The following is a 17,497-nucleotide window of genomic DNA, read 5'->3' as shown; positions in this document are numbered from 1 at the left end:
GTACCGATACTGGGGATTTGTTACGGCATGCAGGCTATGGCCCTGCAGCTGGGTGGAGAAGTCGAAAATGTCGGCAAGTCCGAATTCGGTTACGCCAGCGTCCGTGCCCGCGGGCATACCGAGTTACTGCGCGACATTCAGGATCACGTAACGGTAGAGGGTCACGGTATGCTCGACGTGTGGATGTCCCACGGTGACCGAGTTGCCGAATTGCCGCCCGGTTTCAAGCTGATGGCCAGTACCGACAGCGCCCCTATTGCCGGTATGGCAGATGAAGCACGACATATTTATGGATTGCAGTTTCACCCCGAGGTTACGCATACCCTGCAGGGGACCGCGATCTATGCCCGCTTTCTGCACCAGATCTGCGGCTGCGGATCCGAGTGGACCTCAACTAATATAATCGATGCCACGATAGCCGATGTTCGCGCCCGGGTAGGGCAGGACGAGGTTGTGCTCGGGCTTTCGGGTGGTGTCGATTCATCGGTCGTGGCAGCCTTGTTGCACAAGGCAATCGGTGATCAGCTCACCTGTATTTTCGTCGATACCGGGTTGCTACGTTACCGCGAAGGCGACCAGGTCATGGAACAGTTTGCCGATCACATGGGTGTGCACGTCATTCGTGTCGATGCGGAGGACCGATTTCTGGCGAAACTGGCAGGCCTCAACGATCCGGAACACAAGCGCAAGGCAATTGGCAACCTGTTTATCGAAATTTTCGAGGAAGAAGCCGAAAAGCTGGAAAATGCGAAATGGCTCGCACAGGGTACCATCTACCCAGATGTCATTGAGTCTGCCGGCGCCGCGAGCGGCAAAGCACATTTGATCAAGTCGCACCACAATGTCGGTGGCCTGCCTGATGACATGAAGCTGGACCTGGTGGAACCGCTGCGTGAACTGTTCAAGGATGAAGTGCGACAGATCGGCATGGAACTCGGCATCCCGCGTGAAATGGTGTATCGCCATCCTTTCCCGGGACCCGGACTTGGGGTGCGCATCCTGGGTGAAGTAACCAAGGAGTTTGCCGATACGCTGCGCCTTGCCGATCAAATTTTTATCGAGGAGTTACGCATTCACGATTTGTACGACAAGGTTTCGCAAGCCTTTGTCGTCTTCCTCCCGGTCAAGTCAGTTGGCGTTACCGGCGACGGGCGGCGCTATAACCATGTCGTCAGCCTGCGCGCAGTAGAAACCATCGATTTCATGACGGCACGCTGGGCAGACCTGCCATACCATTTCCTCGATCACGTATCCCGGCGCATCATGAATGAAATCGAGGGAATCTCGCGCGTGGTATACGACATTTCGGGCAAACCGCCGGGCACGATCGAGTGGGAGTAGGTGACGCAGCCTGGATGCAACAGGCGCTAGGGCAGGCACAGATCGCTGCCGACAAAGACGAAGTCCCGGTCGGGGCCGTGTTGGTGGATGCTGACGGAAACCTGATTGCCGCCGGGCATAACCAGCCGATTAGCGCCTGTGACCCCAGTGCTCATGCAGAAATGGTCGTGTTGCGTGCGGCAGCGCAAAAGCTGGGTAACTACCGGCTGCCCGACACCACGCTGTATGTCACGCTGGAACCCTGCACCATGTGTGTGGGGGCCATGGTTCATGCCAGGGTAGGTCGCCTGGTTTACGGCGCCGCGGAACCTAAAACCGGCGCCATTGAGAGCGCACAACGTCTATTTGAAACCGCTAAGTTCAATCACCAACCGCAGGTGGAAGCCGGGGTGCTGGCAGACGAATGCTCGGCGGTGCTGACGCGGTTTTTTGAGAACAAGCGAGCGCTTGGAAAGTAATCCGAGGGGTCTATTCCTAATCCGTTTCGCTGAATCCCGCCGGTCCGGCGCACTGGGTTAAGCCGCGGGATGACAACCAGGTACTGCGATGTGGCTATAGACTCGGGGCCAGCGGCGCAATGTCCTGCGGCGGTTTTACTACACCGTTTTCACGAAAGGCCCGGGTTTCGAATCCGATCAGGTATTCGTAATACTTGCGTATATTCTCGACATACTTGACCGGCTCCCAGCCACGTGCATAGCCATAACGGGTACTTTTATACCACTTCTTGCGTGCCAGCAGCGGCAGGTTCTGCTTGACGTCGATCCAGCGATCCGGGTCGCCCCCGCGCTTTTCAGTGATGCTACGGGCATCCTCTACATGACCGAAACCGACGTTATAGGCGGCCAGCGCAAACCAGGTGCGATCAGGCTCCGGGATGTGGGCGGGAACCCGTTTCAATACCCTGGCAATATACTTTGCGCCACCCCGGATGCTCTCGGCCGCGTCCAGCCGGTTTTTGACTTTCATCTGTTTTGCCGTGGCCTGCGTCAGCATCATCAATCCGCGCACGCCAGTCGGCGATTTTGCCCGCTCGACCCAGAGCGACTCCTGGTAACCGATCGAGGCCAGCAGTCGCCAATCGAGGCCGACGGTTTTAGCTTCCCTTTTGAAAAGTGCCTCGTAGCGCGGTAAATGGCTTTCGATACGCTGCGCGAAGGTTTGTATGTCGGAATAATTGAAGCGAGCGACATGGCTGTAATATCGATGGATCAACTGCTCAAGGCGTCCGTCCTTTTCAATGGTCGTAAAGAAGGCATCGATCACGTTTTTCAGGCTATCGTCGTCGCTGAAGTTATAGGCCCAGCGCAGCCGGCGTGGTTCACCAATTTCGAAGGCAACGCGCAGCTCCGGAAAGTAACGGCGTTGCAGCGCGATTTCGTGTGAATCGGCAACAATATAATCGGTATCACCGGTGTCTACCTGTTCGATCAGTTCTTCGGTTGCGATATCGTTGACTTCGGTCCAGGTCAGTTTCGGATACTGGATTAAAAGATCGTTTAAAAGCCTGGCATGGGCGGTACCGCTGACAACCTTGAGAGAGCCGCCGATCAGGTCACGCACTTTCTTGGGTCGGTCGGCGCGAAACTTGCGATACAGTACCTGGTTTGACACCTCGTAATAATGGGGTCCATAAGCAACTGACCGACTGAAATCCGATTCACCCCCGGACAATCCGGCGGCTACGATGTCGCCGGTGCCAAACAGTAGCTCGGGGTAGAGTTCGGAGAAATTCTGCACCGTGATGAAGCGTGGATAGACGCCGATTGATTCGGCGAACCAGTTGGCGAGTTGATATTCGAAACCGTTGGGGCCGTCGATATCGCGGTAATAGGTGGTCGCGCTATTTAACGTGAGTATGTTGATGTAGCCTCGTTTTTGAATCTTTTGGAGGGTGCTCAGGGCTTGCTTGTCGATACCCGGCGAAATGATCAGAATCGCCAGCACGAGCAAAGCCGCAACCAGTCCCGAGATCAACTGGACCCGATGGGCAAATGGGGTAAGCTCTACCATGTGCTAGCACCGATTCATCCGCAGACTACTGCCTGCGGGTAAATACCCACTCGTGCGCAGCGGACAAGTCCGCGTTAAATGCATAACCCCCGTGATTGAAAGCCTTTAGCGCTTCAGGTTTGTCGATCTGGTGGTCTATAAGGTAACGAGCCATCATGCCGCGGGCTTTCTTGGCAAAAAATCCGATCACCTGGTAACTGTCGTTGTGGTAATCCTTGAAAACCGGGGTAATGACCTCCGCCCTCAGCAGTTTTGGTTTTATCGACTTGAAATACTCGTTTGATGCCAGGTTAATCAGGGTTTTGGTACCCGATTGCCGCAATGCCTGGTTCAGTGTTTTGGTAATCCGGTTATCCCAGAACTGGTACAGGTTTTTATTCTGCTCGGTGTCGAGCCGGGTGCCCATTTCGAGGCGATAGGCCTGTATCAGGTCAAGCGGTCGCAGCACGCCATAAAGTCCGGACAGGATGCGCAGATGATCCTGGGCAAATTGCACATTGTCAGGTGTCATGCTGTAGGCGTCCAGACCGATATAAACATCCCCTTTGAAAGCAAACAATGCCTGTCGGGCATTCTCCGGTTTGAACGGTGTTTTCCATTTCTTGAAGCGTTGTTGATTGAGATCAGCGATGTCATCACTCACTTTCATCAACCGTGACAAATCGCTCGCGGATAACTGGCGCAGGCGTCGTACCAGCTTGCGTGACTGGGTCAAATGCGCTGGTTGGCTGAACGCGTCTGTTACGGTACGGGTTTCGAAATCCAGTGTTTTTGCGGGCGATATAACGGTTAACATGATGCCTGTTTAAAGCTTTAAAGAAATGCATGGTAGCAAAATTACAGGTTTTATTTAGTGATTTTCATAACAAGTCGGTCAAACCTCACGGCAATGCCAATTATTTACGTTGCTTCTGTAACTGTTCCCGTATTAGTTGCAAAAGTTGAGTAAAATCATAGCCTTATCGCGGAGAAGCGCCATGATGCTGGGCGGGAATTTATTACCGTTGAGAAGAAAACCAATGGGAAACGAAGCGACCTATAGTTTGCATTCAAACGGCAGAAATCCCTGTAACATAGAGGCCAACAATAATAAGCCGAACGACAATGTTTAGATCCTGGCTCCCGATACTCGTTGTGGCGTTAAGTTTATTCTCGGCCAATCTATATGCGCAAACGACCGTCAATGTCGAGATCAGCGGCATCGACAAGATCCTCGAAGACAACGTTCGTCTCTACCTGAGTATTGAGCAACAGAAAAATCATCCGTTGATCAGTGACGGTCGACTGGCCCGACTCCACAAAAAAGCGGCCCAGGAAATTTCCGCTGCGCTGCAGCCCTATGGGTTCTATCGCTCGACGATAAATGCCAGCCTGGAAAAATCCACCACGGGTGAATGGCTGGCCCGTTACGAGATCGATCCCGGTCCGCCCCTGCTCATCACGGAGTTCAATTTCAGCATCAGCCGGGAAATGGGCGAGGATCCGGAATTCAGGCAATTAGTCGAGCAGGATACACTGCAATCCGGCAACGTGTTTACGCATCTCGAATACGAGGGCTTCAAGGCGAATCTTGCGAAACTGGCCTCGGAGCGAGGATATTTCAGGGCGGTTTTTACGGTTCGTCGCGTTGAAGTCGATCTTGAGGACTACGTCGCACGCATTTATCTCGACTACGATGGTGGCCCCCGGTTCAGATTCGGTGAAATAAAACTGCGCCAGGATGTACTCAGACCAGAATTTCTAGAACGGTTCCTGCCGTTCGGGCAGGGTGATGCCTATTCACTCGATAAGCTTATCGAATTGCAACAAGTGCTCAACGATACCAATTACTTCCAGACGGTAGAAGTTTCGCCCGGCGAGCCATTGCCTACAAGTAACGAAATACCGATCGAAGTTTCGTTGACGCCACGCAAGGAGAACCGGTATGAATTCGGTCTGGGTTACGGCTCGGATACCGGGGCACGCACCAAGTTTGGTTGGGAAAAACCCCGCGTTAACGACAGGGGACATCGCTTTGACAGCGAAATCAGGATATCCGAGGTCGGTTACAACCTTGGCGCCAATTACCGGGTGCCGGTGCTGAATCCGCGCACGGATCAGCTGGTTTACAGTATCTCCGAAATTAATGAGGAAGTGGAAGACGTCGATAGCGATTTGCGTGCCGTCGGCGTCAGCCTGAATCGCAGTCGCGGCGAATGGCGTGAGACGCTGGCCCTCGATTACGAGCGGGAGGACTTCGAGATCGGCAATGATGCGGACAAGACGTCCCTGTTGATACCCGGGATTACCTGGAGTCGAACCTGGGGCAGGAATTTCATTTTTGTTCTCGATGGTCTGCGTTTTGATTTCGGTCTGCGCGGCGCGGATGAAGGATTCGGTTCCGATGTGGAATTTGGCCAGGCTTCCGCCAGGCTCAAATTCATTTCGTCGCTGAATCGCAACAATCGTTTCATTGCCCGTGGCACCATCGGTAGTACCACGACCCCCGACTTTGAAAAACTCCCCCCCTCGAAGCGTTTTTTTGCGGGGGGCAGTCAAAGCGTACGGGGTTATAAGTACCAATCGCTGGGGCCGGAGGATGAAAGCGGAGATGTCATCGGTGCCAGGCGCTTATTGACCGGTAGTATCGAGTTCGAACACTCCCTTAACGATAACTGGGGGATTGCCGTGTTTTATGACGTCGGTAACGCGGTTGAGGACTTTGATGACGAGCTGGAACGCGGTGCCGGGTTCGGACTGCGCTGGAAGTCTCCGGTGGGTCCCGTGCGTATCGACGCCGCGAGTGCCCTTAGCGATGATGGTGAACCCTGGCGATTACACATCAATATCGGACCTGATCTGTGAAGCGGTTGTTGCTTATCAGTTGCGCGCTTCTGGTAGCCATTTTGCTGGGCTTTCTAACCTGGGTGTTCGCCACCGAGAGTGGTTTGCACTGGGCCTACGGTGAAGCCAGGTCGCGTCTGCCGGGGACACTGTCGGTAAACGCGATATCGGGCAGGTTGTCCGGCCTGGTCAAGCTGGAAGGGCTCAGGTATGAGGATCAGGTTCAGACGACAAAAATCGGGCAAATCGCGATGAACTGGGATCCCTGGGCATTGTTAAAGGCCGAAATTGATGTTACCAGCCTGAAGGTACAGGCACTTGAAGTTTCGCTGGCTGAATCAACAGGCGCTGCGGAACCGGGGAAATCGGATGTCCCGGGTTCAAAACCCGAAATACCCGTGTCGTTGACAATTAGCAACGCGCAAATCGACGGGGTCACGATTACACGGGGAGATGCGACTTACCGACTGGAGCAGATCGTGTTAAGCGCACGGCTTGACTCTGCGGGTCTCGAGATTGGTGGGCTGAAGGTTAAATCCCCGGAAATGGGACTCAGTTTAAAGGGCCGCGTAGAGATGGTCGAAAACTATCCGCACGACGTCGAAATCGCCTGGCAGGCCAGCCTGCCATCGGGGGCAATAATGGCCGGCGATGGACAGATTGCCGGTAATCTTGCTTCAACCTCGTTGACCCAGCAGGTGCAGGGTCCGTTGGCGTTTAATATGAATCTCGAAGTGCGTGATGCGCTTACGGAACTGTCCTGGCAGGCTTCTATTGACGCCGATTCATTCGATACGACTCAACTGGACCTCGCTTTGCCCGCGCTGCAGGGTGCCATCAGCCTGAATGCCAGCGGCGATTTGTCAGCTGCCAGGATTAACGGTCACGTGGATGCCGAATCTGCGGAACTGGGACCGTTGATCGCGGATTTTGAAGTGCATAGCCTTGACGGTGAGCGCCGGTTTGACGGGCTCTATTTCGATTCTCTCCGGGTAAGCGTGCTTGACGGCGAGATATCGGCCAGCGGTCAAATGAACTGGCTGCCGACCCTCGGTTGGCAAGCCGAAGTAAAGACATCCGCGATCAACCCGGTCACGCTGTTGCCCGAGTGGCCAGGCAAAATCGATGCAACCCTCGTTAGCAATGGCGGCATGGATAACAACGAGCTGCTAGCCAGCGCCGATATCACCCGGCTCCAGGGTAGCTTGCGAAATTACCCGGTATCGTTGCAAAGCAGTTTGAGATGGCGGGGACAGGGTATCGATATTGTCCGGATGGATTTTGCTTCGGGGGATACAAGCGGCAACGCACGCGGGCGCCTCGGCGAAAAGCTGGACCTGGAATGGAATCTCGATTCCGGCAACCTGGCCGAGCTTTACCCTGGAGCACAAGGAGAGTTGAAGGCCAGCGGTCAAATCGAAGGACCGCGTAATAAACCGACAGTGCGGGCCTCCTTTAGCGGCAAGTCTGTTGGGTTGCCAGGCTACGAGCTGGGTGCTGTTAAAGGTGACGCCGTGGTCGATTTGCAGCGCTGGCAGCAGATTGCCGTCAACCTTGAAGCGAGCACGGTCAAACTTCAAAATCGCTTGCTGAAATCAATCATACTGGTCGCCGATACACGACGAGTACAGGCCAAAATCGTTGCCGATGAAGGAAAAGCGCAGGTCGAACTGAACGGTGAAATCGATGGCGAGTCCTGGCGCGGACAGCTCACAAGGGCCGACCTGCAAACGCGCGATTTTTCCGACTGGAAACTCAAGGCACCTGTTACTGTGGGTTTTTCGCGTGGTGCGGTGACTGCCGAAACCCTGTGCCTGCAAAGCCTCGCGGGTGGCGAAATATGTAGCTCGCTCAACGGCTCACAAGCAGACTGGAAATTTGACCTGGCGATAACCCGGCTGCCACTACAGTTAATGCGTCAATGGATGCCTCCCGAACTAAAACCAGACGGTGTTGCCAACGCAAGCGCGAGGCTGGTTTATCGTACCCCGGAACAGCTACTGGGACGGATCGAGGTTGAATTGCCGACGGCCCGTGTCACTTATTCGCTGCGTGAAGATAGACCCGAGCCTTTTGACTACCGCTCGGGCAGGCTTGAATTATTGCTGGAACAAACCGGCATCAGGGCCAACGCAAAGATAACTTTGATTAGTGGCGACCACTTCGACGGATCGATCACATTACCCGGGGCAAACCTGCTGACAGTCGATTACGATACCCAATCGTTGCAGGCCAACGCCAGCATCAGTGCACGTGAACTGGGATTTATCACAGCAATCCTTGACGGAGTTGAGGCACTGAAAGGCAAGCTGGATTTAAATTTAACGTTAGCGGGAACCATTAACCAACCGCAAATTCAGGGCAAAGCGCGTCTGATCGACGCGGAGCTCGATATTCCGGACCTCGACATGCAATTCACGCAACTCAATATCAACGCCCAAAGTGAGAATCCGGAAACGATTGTTTACCAGGCCGATGCTCTTACCACGGAGGGAAAAATCTCGGTGCGAGGCAACACGCTGTTGAACGAAGCTCGTGGATGGCCGACTGAAATCAAGCTAGCTGTTGAACGGCTCGATGTTTCCAAACTGGTCGAGCGTTGGTTGCCCCCGCAGATGACTGTCGAAGGTCTGCTTGACGGTGATGCAGAACTGAGCTTCAAGGCACCCGATAACCTGGTCGGTGAAATAAAGGTTTCATCACCTGTGGGCACGTTCGGATACCCGCTACTCGAAGGAGAAAAAGAGCGCTGGGAATATCGTGACGCAAATCTGGTGCTGGTCATGAACAACCGCGGAGTATCGGCCAGTTCGGATATCCAGCTGGGCCGGGATAACAGCCTTAACGGTCAATTAAGCCTGCCAGGTGCGAAATTGCTGGCACTGGATGCGGCCAGCCAGGCACTTCAGGCAAAGGCCCGGCTGGACTTCAGGGAGCTGGATTTGATCGAGGCCCTGCTGCCGGAAATCGAGCAGCTGCAGGGCAGCGCGACACTCGACTTCAGTGCCGATGGGACCCTGGCGCAACCCAACCTGGGTGGCCGTGCCGAAATACTCGATGCTGCATTGCTGGTGCCGAGGCTCGGTTTGAGTATTGACAGGATCAAAATGACTGGCGTCAGCGGAAATGATGGACAATTTAAGTTCATGGTCGATGCAAGCTCGGGTGATGGCGATCTCTCCATCCAGGGTTCAAGCCGCCTCGACGCAGCCGAGGGCTGGCCTACCAGCTTCACTATCAAGGGTGACAACTTCGAAATCGCCCGTATACCCGAGGCCGCGGTTAACATATCGCCCGACCTCAGGGTCAAACTGCAGCATCAGTCGATCGATATCCAGGGAGACCTGATCGTTCCATATGCCAGGCTGGAGCCGAAAGACATCACCACGGCAGCCAGCGTTTCCGACGACACCGTTGTTGTAGGTGGCGAAGAGGCACCGCAACAGAAGTGGTTAGTTGCCACCCGGATTAACCTGGTTCTGGGCGATCGGATCGATTTTTTTGGTTTCGGTTTTGAGGGCAAACTCGGCGGTAAGCTGCTGGTTGAAGAGGAGCCGGGACAGCTCGCCAGGGGTACGGGCAGTGTTAAAATTCTTGAAGGTCGATACCGCGCTTATGGTCAACGACTCGATATCGAAAACGGTCGCCTGCTGTTCACTGGAGGTCCGCTCACCAATCCCGGGCTTGATTTACGCGCGGTGCGTAAAACCGGTAATGTCACGGCAGGCATCAAGGTCAGGGGGCGACTCCAGCAGCCCGTGCTGGAACTGTATTCGATACCCGCGATGGGCCAGACGGACACCCTTTCATACCTGCTACTTGGACGTCCGCTCGAAAGCGCCTCTGGTGAAGAAGGTGCGATGATGGCCCAGGCTGCGCTTGCGCTTGGACTTGCCGGCGGAGACCGGCTTGCCAGAAGTATCGGTAACCAGTTTGGCCTGGACGAAATGCGCATTGAAAGCAGCGATAGCGGGGACCAGGCGTCGCTGGTCGTGGGCCGGTACCTGTCGCCCAGGCTTTACGTGAGCTATGGTGTTGGCCTCGTCGAATCGCTGAACTCACTCAATCTGCGTTATCAGATTTCAGAAAAATGGCAGTTAAAAGCGGTAAGCGGCGTGAACCAGGGTGCCGACTTCCTCTACAGCATTGAACGTTAAACGCTTACACAGGGCGTTACAATCGTAGAGGCCTGGACCTTAAAATTGAGATATTGCTAGCATCTGGTTGATCATGTAGTCTTCCCGCCCTGCCAGAACAAATCGAATCAGGAGAGGTGTCCGAGTGGTTGAAGGAGCACGCCTGGAAAGTGTGTATACGTTAATAGCGTATCGAGGGTTCGAATCCCTCCCTCTCCGCCAGACAATCTGGTCCTATCCCCCGGTCTCCTAGAGACTTCTGAAAAATCTTTAATTTTCAAGGGGATAGGGCTTTTATCTTGGCCTGGATCAGTCTCTGCAGCAGTCAAAACTCCCGAACTTCGTCCAAAAATCCCCACTTTTCTCTAATGCCAAAAAGCGAGTTCGCTTTCTGGTTTTCGTGAATTAAATCAGTGGCTTGTGTTTAAGAAAATAGGTTCCCTCAAAATATATAAAAGAGACAAATTTAACGGGGCGTTCAAACACCTGATAACTCGTCGCACCGACCGATAGAAGTGCTGACAGAAAATAAGAAAAAACAAAGGGAGAACCGAGGTTTAGATTACATATCGAGGCTAATATTACCGGATCCCGTTGAGGTATTTTTAAGCAGTAAATCAAAGAAATCGAACCTTTATTAAATCTCAATATATGACAAAAAGCGGACGCTCAGAAAATCGGTATGGGCTTCCGCTATCGACCCAAAGGAGACGCCTGGCTCTCAATGGTAAAACGCGACGCTGAAGTCGAGCGTGGATAGTGTCGGCTAATGTTAAAAATCAAAAAATATGCCGAGCGCCAAATAGGTTTCATCCTCAAATGAAAACTCGCCCAGCACCGAGCGACCGTCATAAACTTCGAGTACGAAGCGGTATCTTTCGGCGGCATCATCGCCTGCATAAATCAAACCCAGTTGCAAGCCGATGGCCGGTTCCCAGTCCCGCTCTTCGAACAGGTTAACGTCCGCCGCGGCGTACCACGGGAGTCCAACATAAGGCGCCTTGCCGGCACCATAATATTCGGCGCCAAACTGCCAGCGCCACGGCTCCTGGTTTTCTTGCTGTTGCCACGCCCAGCCGAGTTCCATATACAGTTTTATTCTGCGCCGGGGCAGCCAGGCGATACCGGAAATCAGTTCTTCGCGCGTGTAATTGATGCGTTCGCGACCGGTTTCCTCGACGTATTCGTCGCCCAGGTGCGCGGAATCATGAAACGTGCCAAACCGCACGAACATCTCCGGCGACAGTTTGCGTGAAAAATACAGCCCGAAGAGGCCATCCCAGCCAATGTTATCGGTATGCTCCTTGACATCGAAACTGGCGAAGTAACCGATTTCGAGATCGAATTGCCACGCCTGGTCAGATTTTTCGTCACCGAAGCGCGCCACGTGGAAGCGCTTCCCTAAACCGTGGTTATAACGCGTATCCCCCGAATCCTCGATGCCGTTATCGACCATGTGAACAGCACTGATATAGGTCCGGGCACTGCGAGGATCGGCCAGATAATAAGGATAATAGTCGCTTGACCATGCTTGCGCGATTTGGCTTTCGTCAGCCGGGTCGTCTTTTTCCACGGCATCCGCATCGATCAGGCCAGCCTGCCCGATCAACCAACAGGCCACGACAAGACGAGCGCAGGCGACTCTGGCCGTTTCGGGCTGTTCCACTGTGCGTTTTACGCTGAGCGCGCTAATGTTGTGACTCTTGGGAGCATGACAGCCTACTTAAAAGGTCCTGCATATTTCCTACACCACCTTAGTAATCTAAGTTGCTTCGATTCCTGCGCTGGGATTGGCTTGCCTTAGAAACTCATGCCTCCCCACAGCCATAGCTTGTCAATGTCACCGGCGGCATTAAAGCCATCATCTGAGTAAGCAGCGTACTTGATTCCGGCGGTGTAATGCTTACCGAATTTTCTGCTGGCCTGCAGGTCGATTTCGTTGCCGTAGTCGTCGGAGCCTTCATCCGAACTGAATTCGTGAAAGATGGCGGCCAGGTTATATTCGGCCAGCTTGCCGCTGACGGAAACGTATACATCTTCCAGGCCGTCGGGCATGGCAGTCGGGTCGAAGCTACCGCTGAGGAAAACATCTGCCCAGCCGTTGAACTTGTGCAGTGTCGCCAGGGGCGTGGTAAAGCTGGCATCGCCGTCATCCGAACCCAGCACTTCATAACCCAACTTCAGTGTTACGTCCGAAAGCGCCAGTCCACCTTCTGCAAACAGATATTCGGTGTCGAAGTCGACACCGCTGTCGGTGATCTCCTGCGAAGCGGCTTCCAGCGTATAGGAAAACATATCTGACTGGCCGGTAAATCTGACACCGTAAGTATCCGATTCTTCATCTCTCGTGTCATCATCGAGCGCATAGCCGTAACCGACGAGCTTGCCGACCGGCGTGACGTAGCTGACGTTGATCAGCACGTCATCGGAATCAGCATCCAGGGTTTCGGCGAATATGCGATTGCGTTTCCACAGGTACGAAAGGTCGACCGATAACCCGTCCATCGGCATGAACTGAGCCCGCGCCGCATCGAAAGTCTGACGGTCCTGGCGCCAGCCTACATGCCCTACGAAACGATGGTTATCCAACGTAATCACCTGGCGGCCTCCCTTGCCAGTAACCTGGTCGTTTTTATACTGCAAAAATCCTTGTTCGACCTCGGTAACTTCGGGATCGGGAATCAAATCTTCTTCGTCGTCGATACCGAACATATCACGCACATCTTCGAATTCGACATAAGCGGAGAAGTCGGCGTAGGTGTCGGTCATATATCCCAGGCGAGTGCGGATAGTCATGCCGTCACTGTCAGTATCGTCATTGTCGACGTCTTCATAGCGAATCCGTATGTCCCCTTTGACGGTGCCGTTGGTAATCGCCTCGGTCAAATTCTCGGCCCCCACGGCTGGCTGACAAAGGAAGGCCGCCATTAGTAAAGATAACGTTGTTTTTTTCATTCGTCGCTCCAGGTAATTGGATAAGCTAACGAGACATGAATCCCGCTCATGCAGAGTAGGTTAATTTACTTTCAAGGCGGCCAAACTCCTTGATATTAATCAAATCAGGCAGCATGGCTGCTGAACGATGCGGCTTATTGGAACTTCCTGAGCGTCCGCAATTGGCCGTAGATTGCCGCCTGGATTTGGCTTATGAGCGTCTGCAATCGGGAACTATGCTGCTATAACATTGAAAACCTAATACTCGTCGAGTATGCCCTTTAGCATCGGCCCCGGTATAGCAACCAAATACAGATTGTGCGGTTTTTACGCTGTCAGTACGCGGATCAGGTCGGTGCCGCCGACCCGATGCTGGGTCCCCGCGGTCACGACGACAACATCCCCTGCCTTGATGTAGCCAAGCTCCTTGGCCCGGTTTATCGCGAATTCAAGCTTGGCACTATCGTCACTCCCCCCCTCGCAGAGTAACGGTATCACGCCCCAATTCATGGAGAGACGCCGCGCCACTAGTTGGGAATAGGTTACTGCTAGGATTGGACAATCCGGACGATTTTTGGAGATTAGCCGGGACGTGAAACCGGTTTCGGTAAGACTGAAAATAGCAACGGCCTTGAGCTTTTCTGCCATATTTACCGCCGACTGGCTGACTACCTCGGGAATGATATTTATCGGGTCCATACGCGTTTTTTGTAGGTAACCATACTCGCCCAGGGATGCCTCTGCCCGCTGGGCAAGAATCGACATGGTGCGCACCGCCTGTACGGGGAATTTACCGATTGCAGTCTCGCCCGAGAGCATGACCGCAGATGTACCGTCAAGAATGGCATTGGCCACATCACTGGCCTCGGCGCGGGTGGGTTTGGGATTGCGTTCCATGGAGGCGAGCATCTCGGTCGCGGTAATCACGGGTTTGCCGTTCATTACCGTGGTACGGATAATTTTTTTCTGGAATCCCGGCACCTCCGCCAGTGGCAGTTCGACGCCGAGATCACCGCGTGCCACCATTATACCATCTGCTGCCTTAACAATTTCCTCCAGGTTCTTGATGCCAGCTTTGTTTTCGATCTTGGCGATGATCGGCGTGTGCCGTTCGGTCTCCAGAAAGATATCCCGGATACGGTGAATATCATCCGCACTTTGTACGAAAGATGCCGCTAGGTAGTCCACATCATTGTCGGCGGCGAAGTTTATTTCTCTTACGATGTCGTCCCTGAATTCAGGACTTACTGCATTGACCGCCAACTCGGTGTCGGGCAGGTTGACGCTCTTGTTTTCCTTCAAGACGCCACCATGAACCACTTGGCAGAAGATTTCATTATCCGAAACCGATGAAACTTCCAACTCTATGGCGCCATCATCGAGCAGGATCGGGGTACCTGGTCCCACTTCGTCGGGTAAGTTTTCATAAGTCACCGAAGCACCATCCCCGTCACCGATGCGCCCGTCCGTGTACAGGGTGAAATTCGCATCGCGGATCAGTTCTACAGAGCTTTCACGAAGTTTGCCGGTGCGAATCTCGATTCCTCGAGTGTCTACCATGATGGCCAATTGCACATCCATCTCGTTGGCAATATCACGAATCCTGTCCAGCAGAACCTGGTGCTCCTCGTGGGACCCATGCGACAGATTCAAACGCGCGACATTCATACCCGCGGCAATCATTTCCTTCAGGGTATCGGGCGAATTACTGGCGGGACCGATAGTGGCAACAATCTTGGTTTTACGCAGGTTGTTCGAATTGTCCATTCAATGATGGTTCAGCACGGTGTACTCATCGGATATCATACCGTGGTTTGACAACCTGGTTAATTTTTAATTTTAGTGGTGGTGTGAACCTGATTATCAATATCCCGAATTGGATTGTTGTCCCGAGAATCGCCAGTTTTTAACTTTGGAGGCTTGCTCTCAAACAAATAGGTTTACTGTTCTCTAAATTTTCAAAGAACAGACGCTCAAACTTGAGTATTTAGCGGCTATTTACGACCCGAAACAGACGCCCATAAAAAAGCCACCTTAATTGAAATAGCTTCCTTATGAGTTTTTTGCAGATCCCTTTGCATATCTGTACTTACTAGGATCAAGCAGATTGATATTATGTTAGTTAACTGTTTTACTCACCTCGATTGAATAGCTGCTTTCTGTTCCAGTTGTATTGAAGGAGGTCATCACAAAATACCAGTCAGCACTAGCCAGATCTTCTACTAGATAGCTGGTTAATCCTGGGTTGTTAATAGTTATGGTGTCGCTATAGCTACCTGGCGATGTGCCATAACGAATTTTGTAACCGGCCAAATCAGTCAATTGCGAACCATCCGTATTCTCGGTCGGTGGTGTCCACGACAATAAAGCTGTTCCATTATTATTCAGTACAACCGCCACATTGACTGTGTCATTAACAGTCCCACCCGCTCCGGTACAGGCTAACGTAAATTGGCTGTCAATCGTCGATACATTAATCGTCTCAGATCCAGTCGTACTCTTATTTCCAGACCAATCACCCGAAGCCGTGCAATTCGTCACATCGGTACTAGTCCAGTTTAATGTGGTCGACCCATTCTGAGATACGGTGTTAGGGCTTGCCGAAAAAGAAAGCGTCGGTAATGGGGCGGCTACGGTGATACTGATCGTGTCACTAGCATCTCCGCCGGTACCACTACAGGATAGATTAAAGCTACTATTTGCAGTTAATGCGCTAATAGTCTGGGAACCCGATATCGCCTTGCTACCCGACCAGTCCCCCGATGCTGTACAAGTTGTGGCACGTTTGCTGCTCCACGTAACTGTGGTCGAACCATTCATCGTTACGGTAGTCGGGCTTGCAGACAACGAAATCGTGGGTGGCTTATGTCCTTTAACTGGGTTATTTGCCTTATCATTGATCTTTCTCGCTGCATCTGCGTCACCACCGATGAGATGCATGATCAAACCGAGACAGATCATTATTTTCGTAGCTTTAGTATTCGCCATATTGCATTTCCTCACAAACAAAATCAGGCCTAAACGGCCAAGCATCACGCGCACTGTCCTGTGCGAATAGCGTTTAATTTGATGGTTCGTTGGGAACTAAAAGCCTGGTTGGTAACCAGCCAAGAAAATGCATAGAGAGATTAGGTTCTATCGAATCGGTATCGTGCAAAAAAAGAACAAAACCGATCCGACGAAACCGCTCCAGCTCTGTACTTTACAATACTCAGCTCTGGCAACCTGGCTGTCATAGCGTATATACGCTTTAGACCCAAGGTTTTGCGCACCAATCTTTCAATTGGATTGCCTTTATCAGATTGCTAATAAACTTAGTATAGTTTCGGGGATATTTGTCGAGTTTGTGATTTACTTCACTGTATACATATTCAAACTAGTAGGCATAAAGTTTATGCAATTATTCTTTTTCTTGAGTGTATCAGGCGAACGTCCGCTCCTGGCCGAAGTTTGCCGCCGACCGGGGTTTTATGAGCGTCGGCTTTTGATGAGCTTTGCCAGTTCCTCGATATGCCGAGGCTCGATGCCACAGCAACCGCCAATGACATGCACACCTCGGTCGATCCAGCGTTGCGCGGCGGCGCAATAATCTGCCGGTGAAATCGTATTCTCGAAGATCCAGTGATGATCCACACTGTTACTCGAATGTGCGTATACTCCGATCGGCCCCGACCAGTTCGATTGCACACATTCGAGACAGACATCGATATCCTCAACCTCGGTATGCATAATGTTGACGAGGTCGACCTGTCGATCCTCGATAGCGGCAAGCGCATCACGCAAAGGTTCTCCGTTGCGCAGGCACACGACACCTTGAGCATTGGGTTTGCAGGTAAAACCCACCCAGACCGGCAGCCCGGTAGACTGTGCGGCATCGAGCAATATCAGCATCTTGTCAATATGGATCATCATTTCGAGCATGAATAATTCAGCCCCCGCGTCGGCGAGAACTTTAACCTGGCGCTCTGTTGCGACCTTCAAATCCTCAAGAGTCGGATGATTGCCGCTCCAGGACCAGTACGAAATTCCGGCTGCCACCAGCGCGTTTGACTTTTGTGCCCCGTCGCGGGCTTCGATGGCGAGTTCGACTCCGCGTCGATTATATTCTTCGAAGCGTTCTGCCTCGCCGGCATCCTGTAGTGCGTAATAGTGCGTGGCAAAGTTGTTGGAAATAATGATCTCGGCACCTAGGCAAAGATAGTCTTCATGCACTGCGCGCAAGATCTCCGGGTGGCTTAGCGCACCACCAC

The 17,497-nt window shown here is 52.8% G+C and carries 11 protein-coding genes, 1 tRNA gene and 1 riboswitch; of the genes, 5 read left to right on the top strand and 7 right to left on the bottom strand.

All coding sequences use genetic code 11. The annotated features are described in order from the left end of the window. Together guaA and tadA are read left to right on the top strand one after the other, a co-directional pair. Positions 1-1,341: glutamine-hydrolyzing GMP synthase (gene guaA / locus OES20_17290; protein MDH3636453.1), on the top strand; the 1,341-nt coding region annotated here is incomplete at its 5' end. A 14-nt stretch (positions 1,342-1,355) separates the two neighbouring features. Then, positions 1,356-1,799, top strand: a complete 444-nt coding sequence (tadA, locus tag OES20_17285) for a tRNA adenosine(34) deaminase TadA (GenBank protein ID MDH3636452.1) — start codon at positions 1,356-1,358, stop codon at positions 1,797-1,799. Positions 1,800-1,893: 94 nt separating this feature from the next. On the opposite strand, the gene mltF is transcribed toward tadA, so the two are convergent. Together mltF and yaaA are read right to left on the bottom strand one after the other, a co-directional pair. After that, positions 1,894-3,354, bottom strand: a complete 1,461-nt coding sequence (mltF, locus tag OES20_17280; protein MDH3636451.1) for a membrane-bound lytic murein transglycosylase MltF — start codon at positions 3,352-3,354, stop codon at positions 1,894-1,896. A 25-nt stretch (positions 3,355-3,379) separates the two neighbouring features. Continuing rightward, entirely contained in the window at positions 3,380-4,150 is a 771-nt protein-coding gene (gene yaaA, locus OES20_17275) for a peroxide stress protein YaaA (protein ID MDH3636450.1), read from the bottom strand. A 338-nt stretch (positions 4,151-4,488) separates the two neighbouring features. On the opposite strand from yaaA, the gene OES20_17270 reads away from it, so the two are divergent. The 3 genes from OES20_17270 (at position 4,489) to OES20_17260 (ending at position 10,535) form a co-directional block, all read left to right on the top strand. Beyond that, on the top strand, positions 4,489-6,198 hold the full coding sequence (locus OES20_17270) for an autotransporter assembly complex protein TamA (protein MDH3636449.1): 1,710 nt from the start codon (positions 4,489-4,491) through the stop codon (positions 6,196-6,198). Between the two features lie 41 nt (positions 6,199-6,239). After that, positions 6,240-10,334, top strand: a complete 4,095-nt coding sequence (locus OES20_17265; GenBank protein MDH3636448.1) for a translocation/assembly module TamB domain-containing protein — start codon at positions 6,240-6,242, stop codon at positions 10,332-10,334. Between the two features lie 110 nt (positions 10,335-10,444). After that, positions 10,445-10,535 (top strand) — tRNA-Ser (locus tag OES20_17260). A 550-nt stretch (positions 10,536-11,085) separates the two neighbouring features. Here the strand turns inward: OES20_17260 and OES20_17255 are convergent. The 5 genes from OES20_17255 to OES20_17235 all read right to left on the bottom strand — a co-directional run. Beyond that, positions 11,086-11,979: a DUF1207 domain-containing protein gene (locus tag OES20_17255; GenBank protein MDH3636447.1), complete on the bottom strand. Its 894-nt coding sequence runs from the start codon at positions 11,977-11,979 to the stop codon at positions 11,086-11,088. A gap of 134 nt (positions 11,980-12,113) precedes the next feature. Beyond that, positions 12,114-13,268: an alginate export family protein gene (locus tag OES20_17250; GenBank protein MDH3636446.1), complete on the bottom strand. Its 1,155-nt coding sequence runs from the start codon at positions 13,266-13,268 to the stop codon at positions 12,114-12,116. Between the two features lie 306 nt (positions 13,269-13,574). Continuing rightward, a complete protein-coding gene (gene pyk / locus OES20_17245) occupies positions 13,575-15,014 on the bottom strand; it encodes a pyruvate kinase (GenBank protein ID MDH3636445.1) in 1,440 nt (479 codons plus the stop codon). 351 nt (positions 15,015-15,365) lie between these two features. Then, positions 15,366-16,235, bottom strand: coding sequence for a hypothetical protein (locus OES20_17240; GenBank protein MDH3636444.1), 870 nt, complete (start codon positions 16,233-16,235; stop codon positions 15,366-15,368). A 228-nt stretch (positions 16,236-16,463) separates the two neighbouring features. Continuing rightward, a riboswitch (cyclic di-GMP riboswitch) is annotated at positions 16,464-16,550 on the bottom strand. Between the two features lie 165 nt (positions 16,551-16,715). Continuing rightward, a partial coding sequence (locus tag OES20_17235; protein ID MDH3636443.1) for a homocysteine S-methyltransferase family protein occupies positions 16,716-17,497 on the bottom strand: 782 nt, incomplete at its 5' end.

It is taken from the genome of Gammaproteobacteria bacterium (genome assembly GCA_029862005.1).
Classification (GTDB): domain Bacteria; phylum Pseudomonadota; class Gammaproteobacteria.
Note: the sequence above shows the minus strand (reverse complement) of the source record. Positions and strands in the feature narration are given on the sequence as shown.

Bases quoted from the DNA above. Each gene is read 5' to 3' on its own strand.
- OES20_17240 (MDH3636444.1), bottom strand. From the start codon at position 16,235: ATGGCGAATACTAAAGCTACGAAAATAATGATCTGTCTCGGTTTGATC.
- mltF (MDH3636451.1), bottom strand. From the start codon at position 3,354: ATGGTAGAGCTTACCCCATTTGCCCATCGGGTCCAGTTGATCTCGGGA.
- pyk (MDH3636445.1), bottom strand. From the start codon at position 15,014: ATGGACAATTCGAACAACCTGCGTAAAACCAAGATTGTTGCCACTATC.
- tadA (MDH3636452.1), top strand. From the start codon at position 1,356: ATGCAACAGGCGCTAGGGCAGGCACAGATCGCTGCCGACAAAGACGAA.
- OES20_17250 (MDH3636446.1), bottom strand. From the start codon at position 13,268: ATGAAAAAAACAACGTTATCTTTACTAATGGCGGCCTTCCTTTGTCAG.
- yaaA (MDH3636450.1), bottom strand. From the start codon at position 4,150: ATGTTAACCGTTATATCGCCCGCAAAAACACTGGATTTCGAAACCCGT.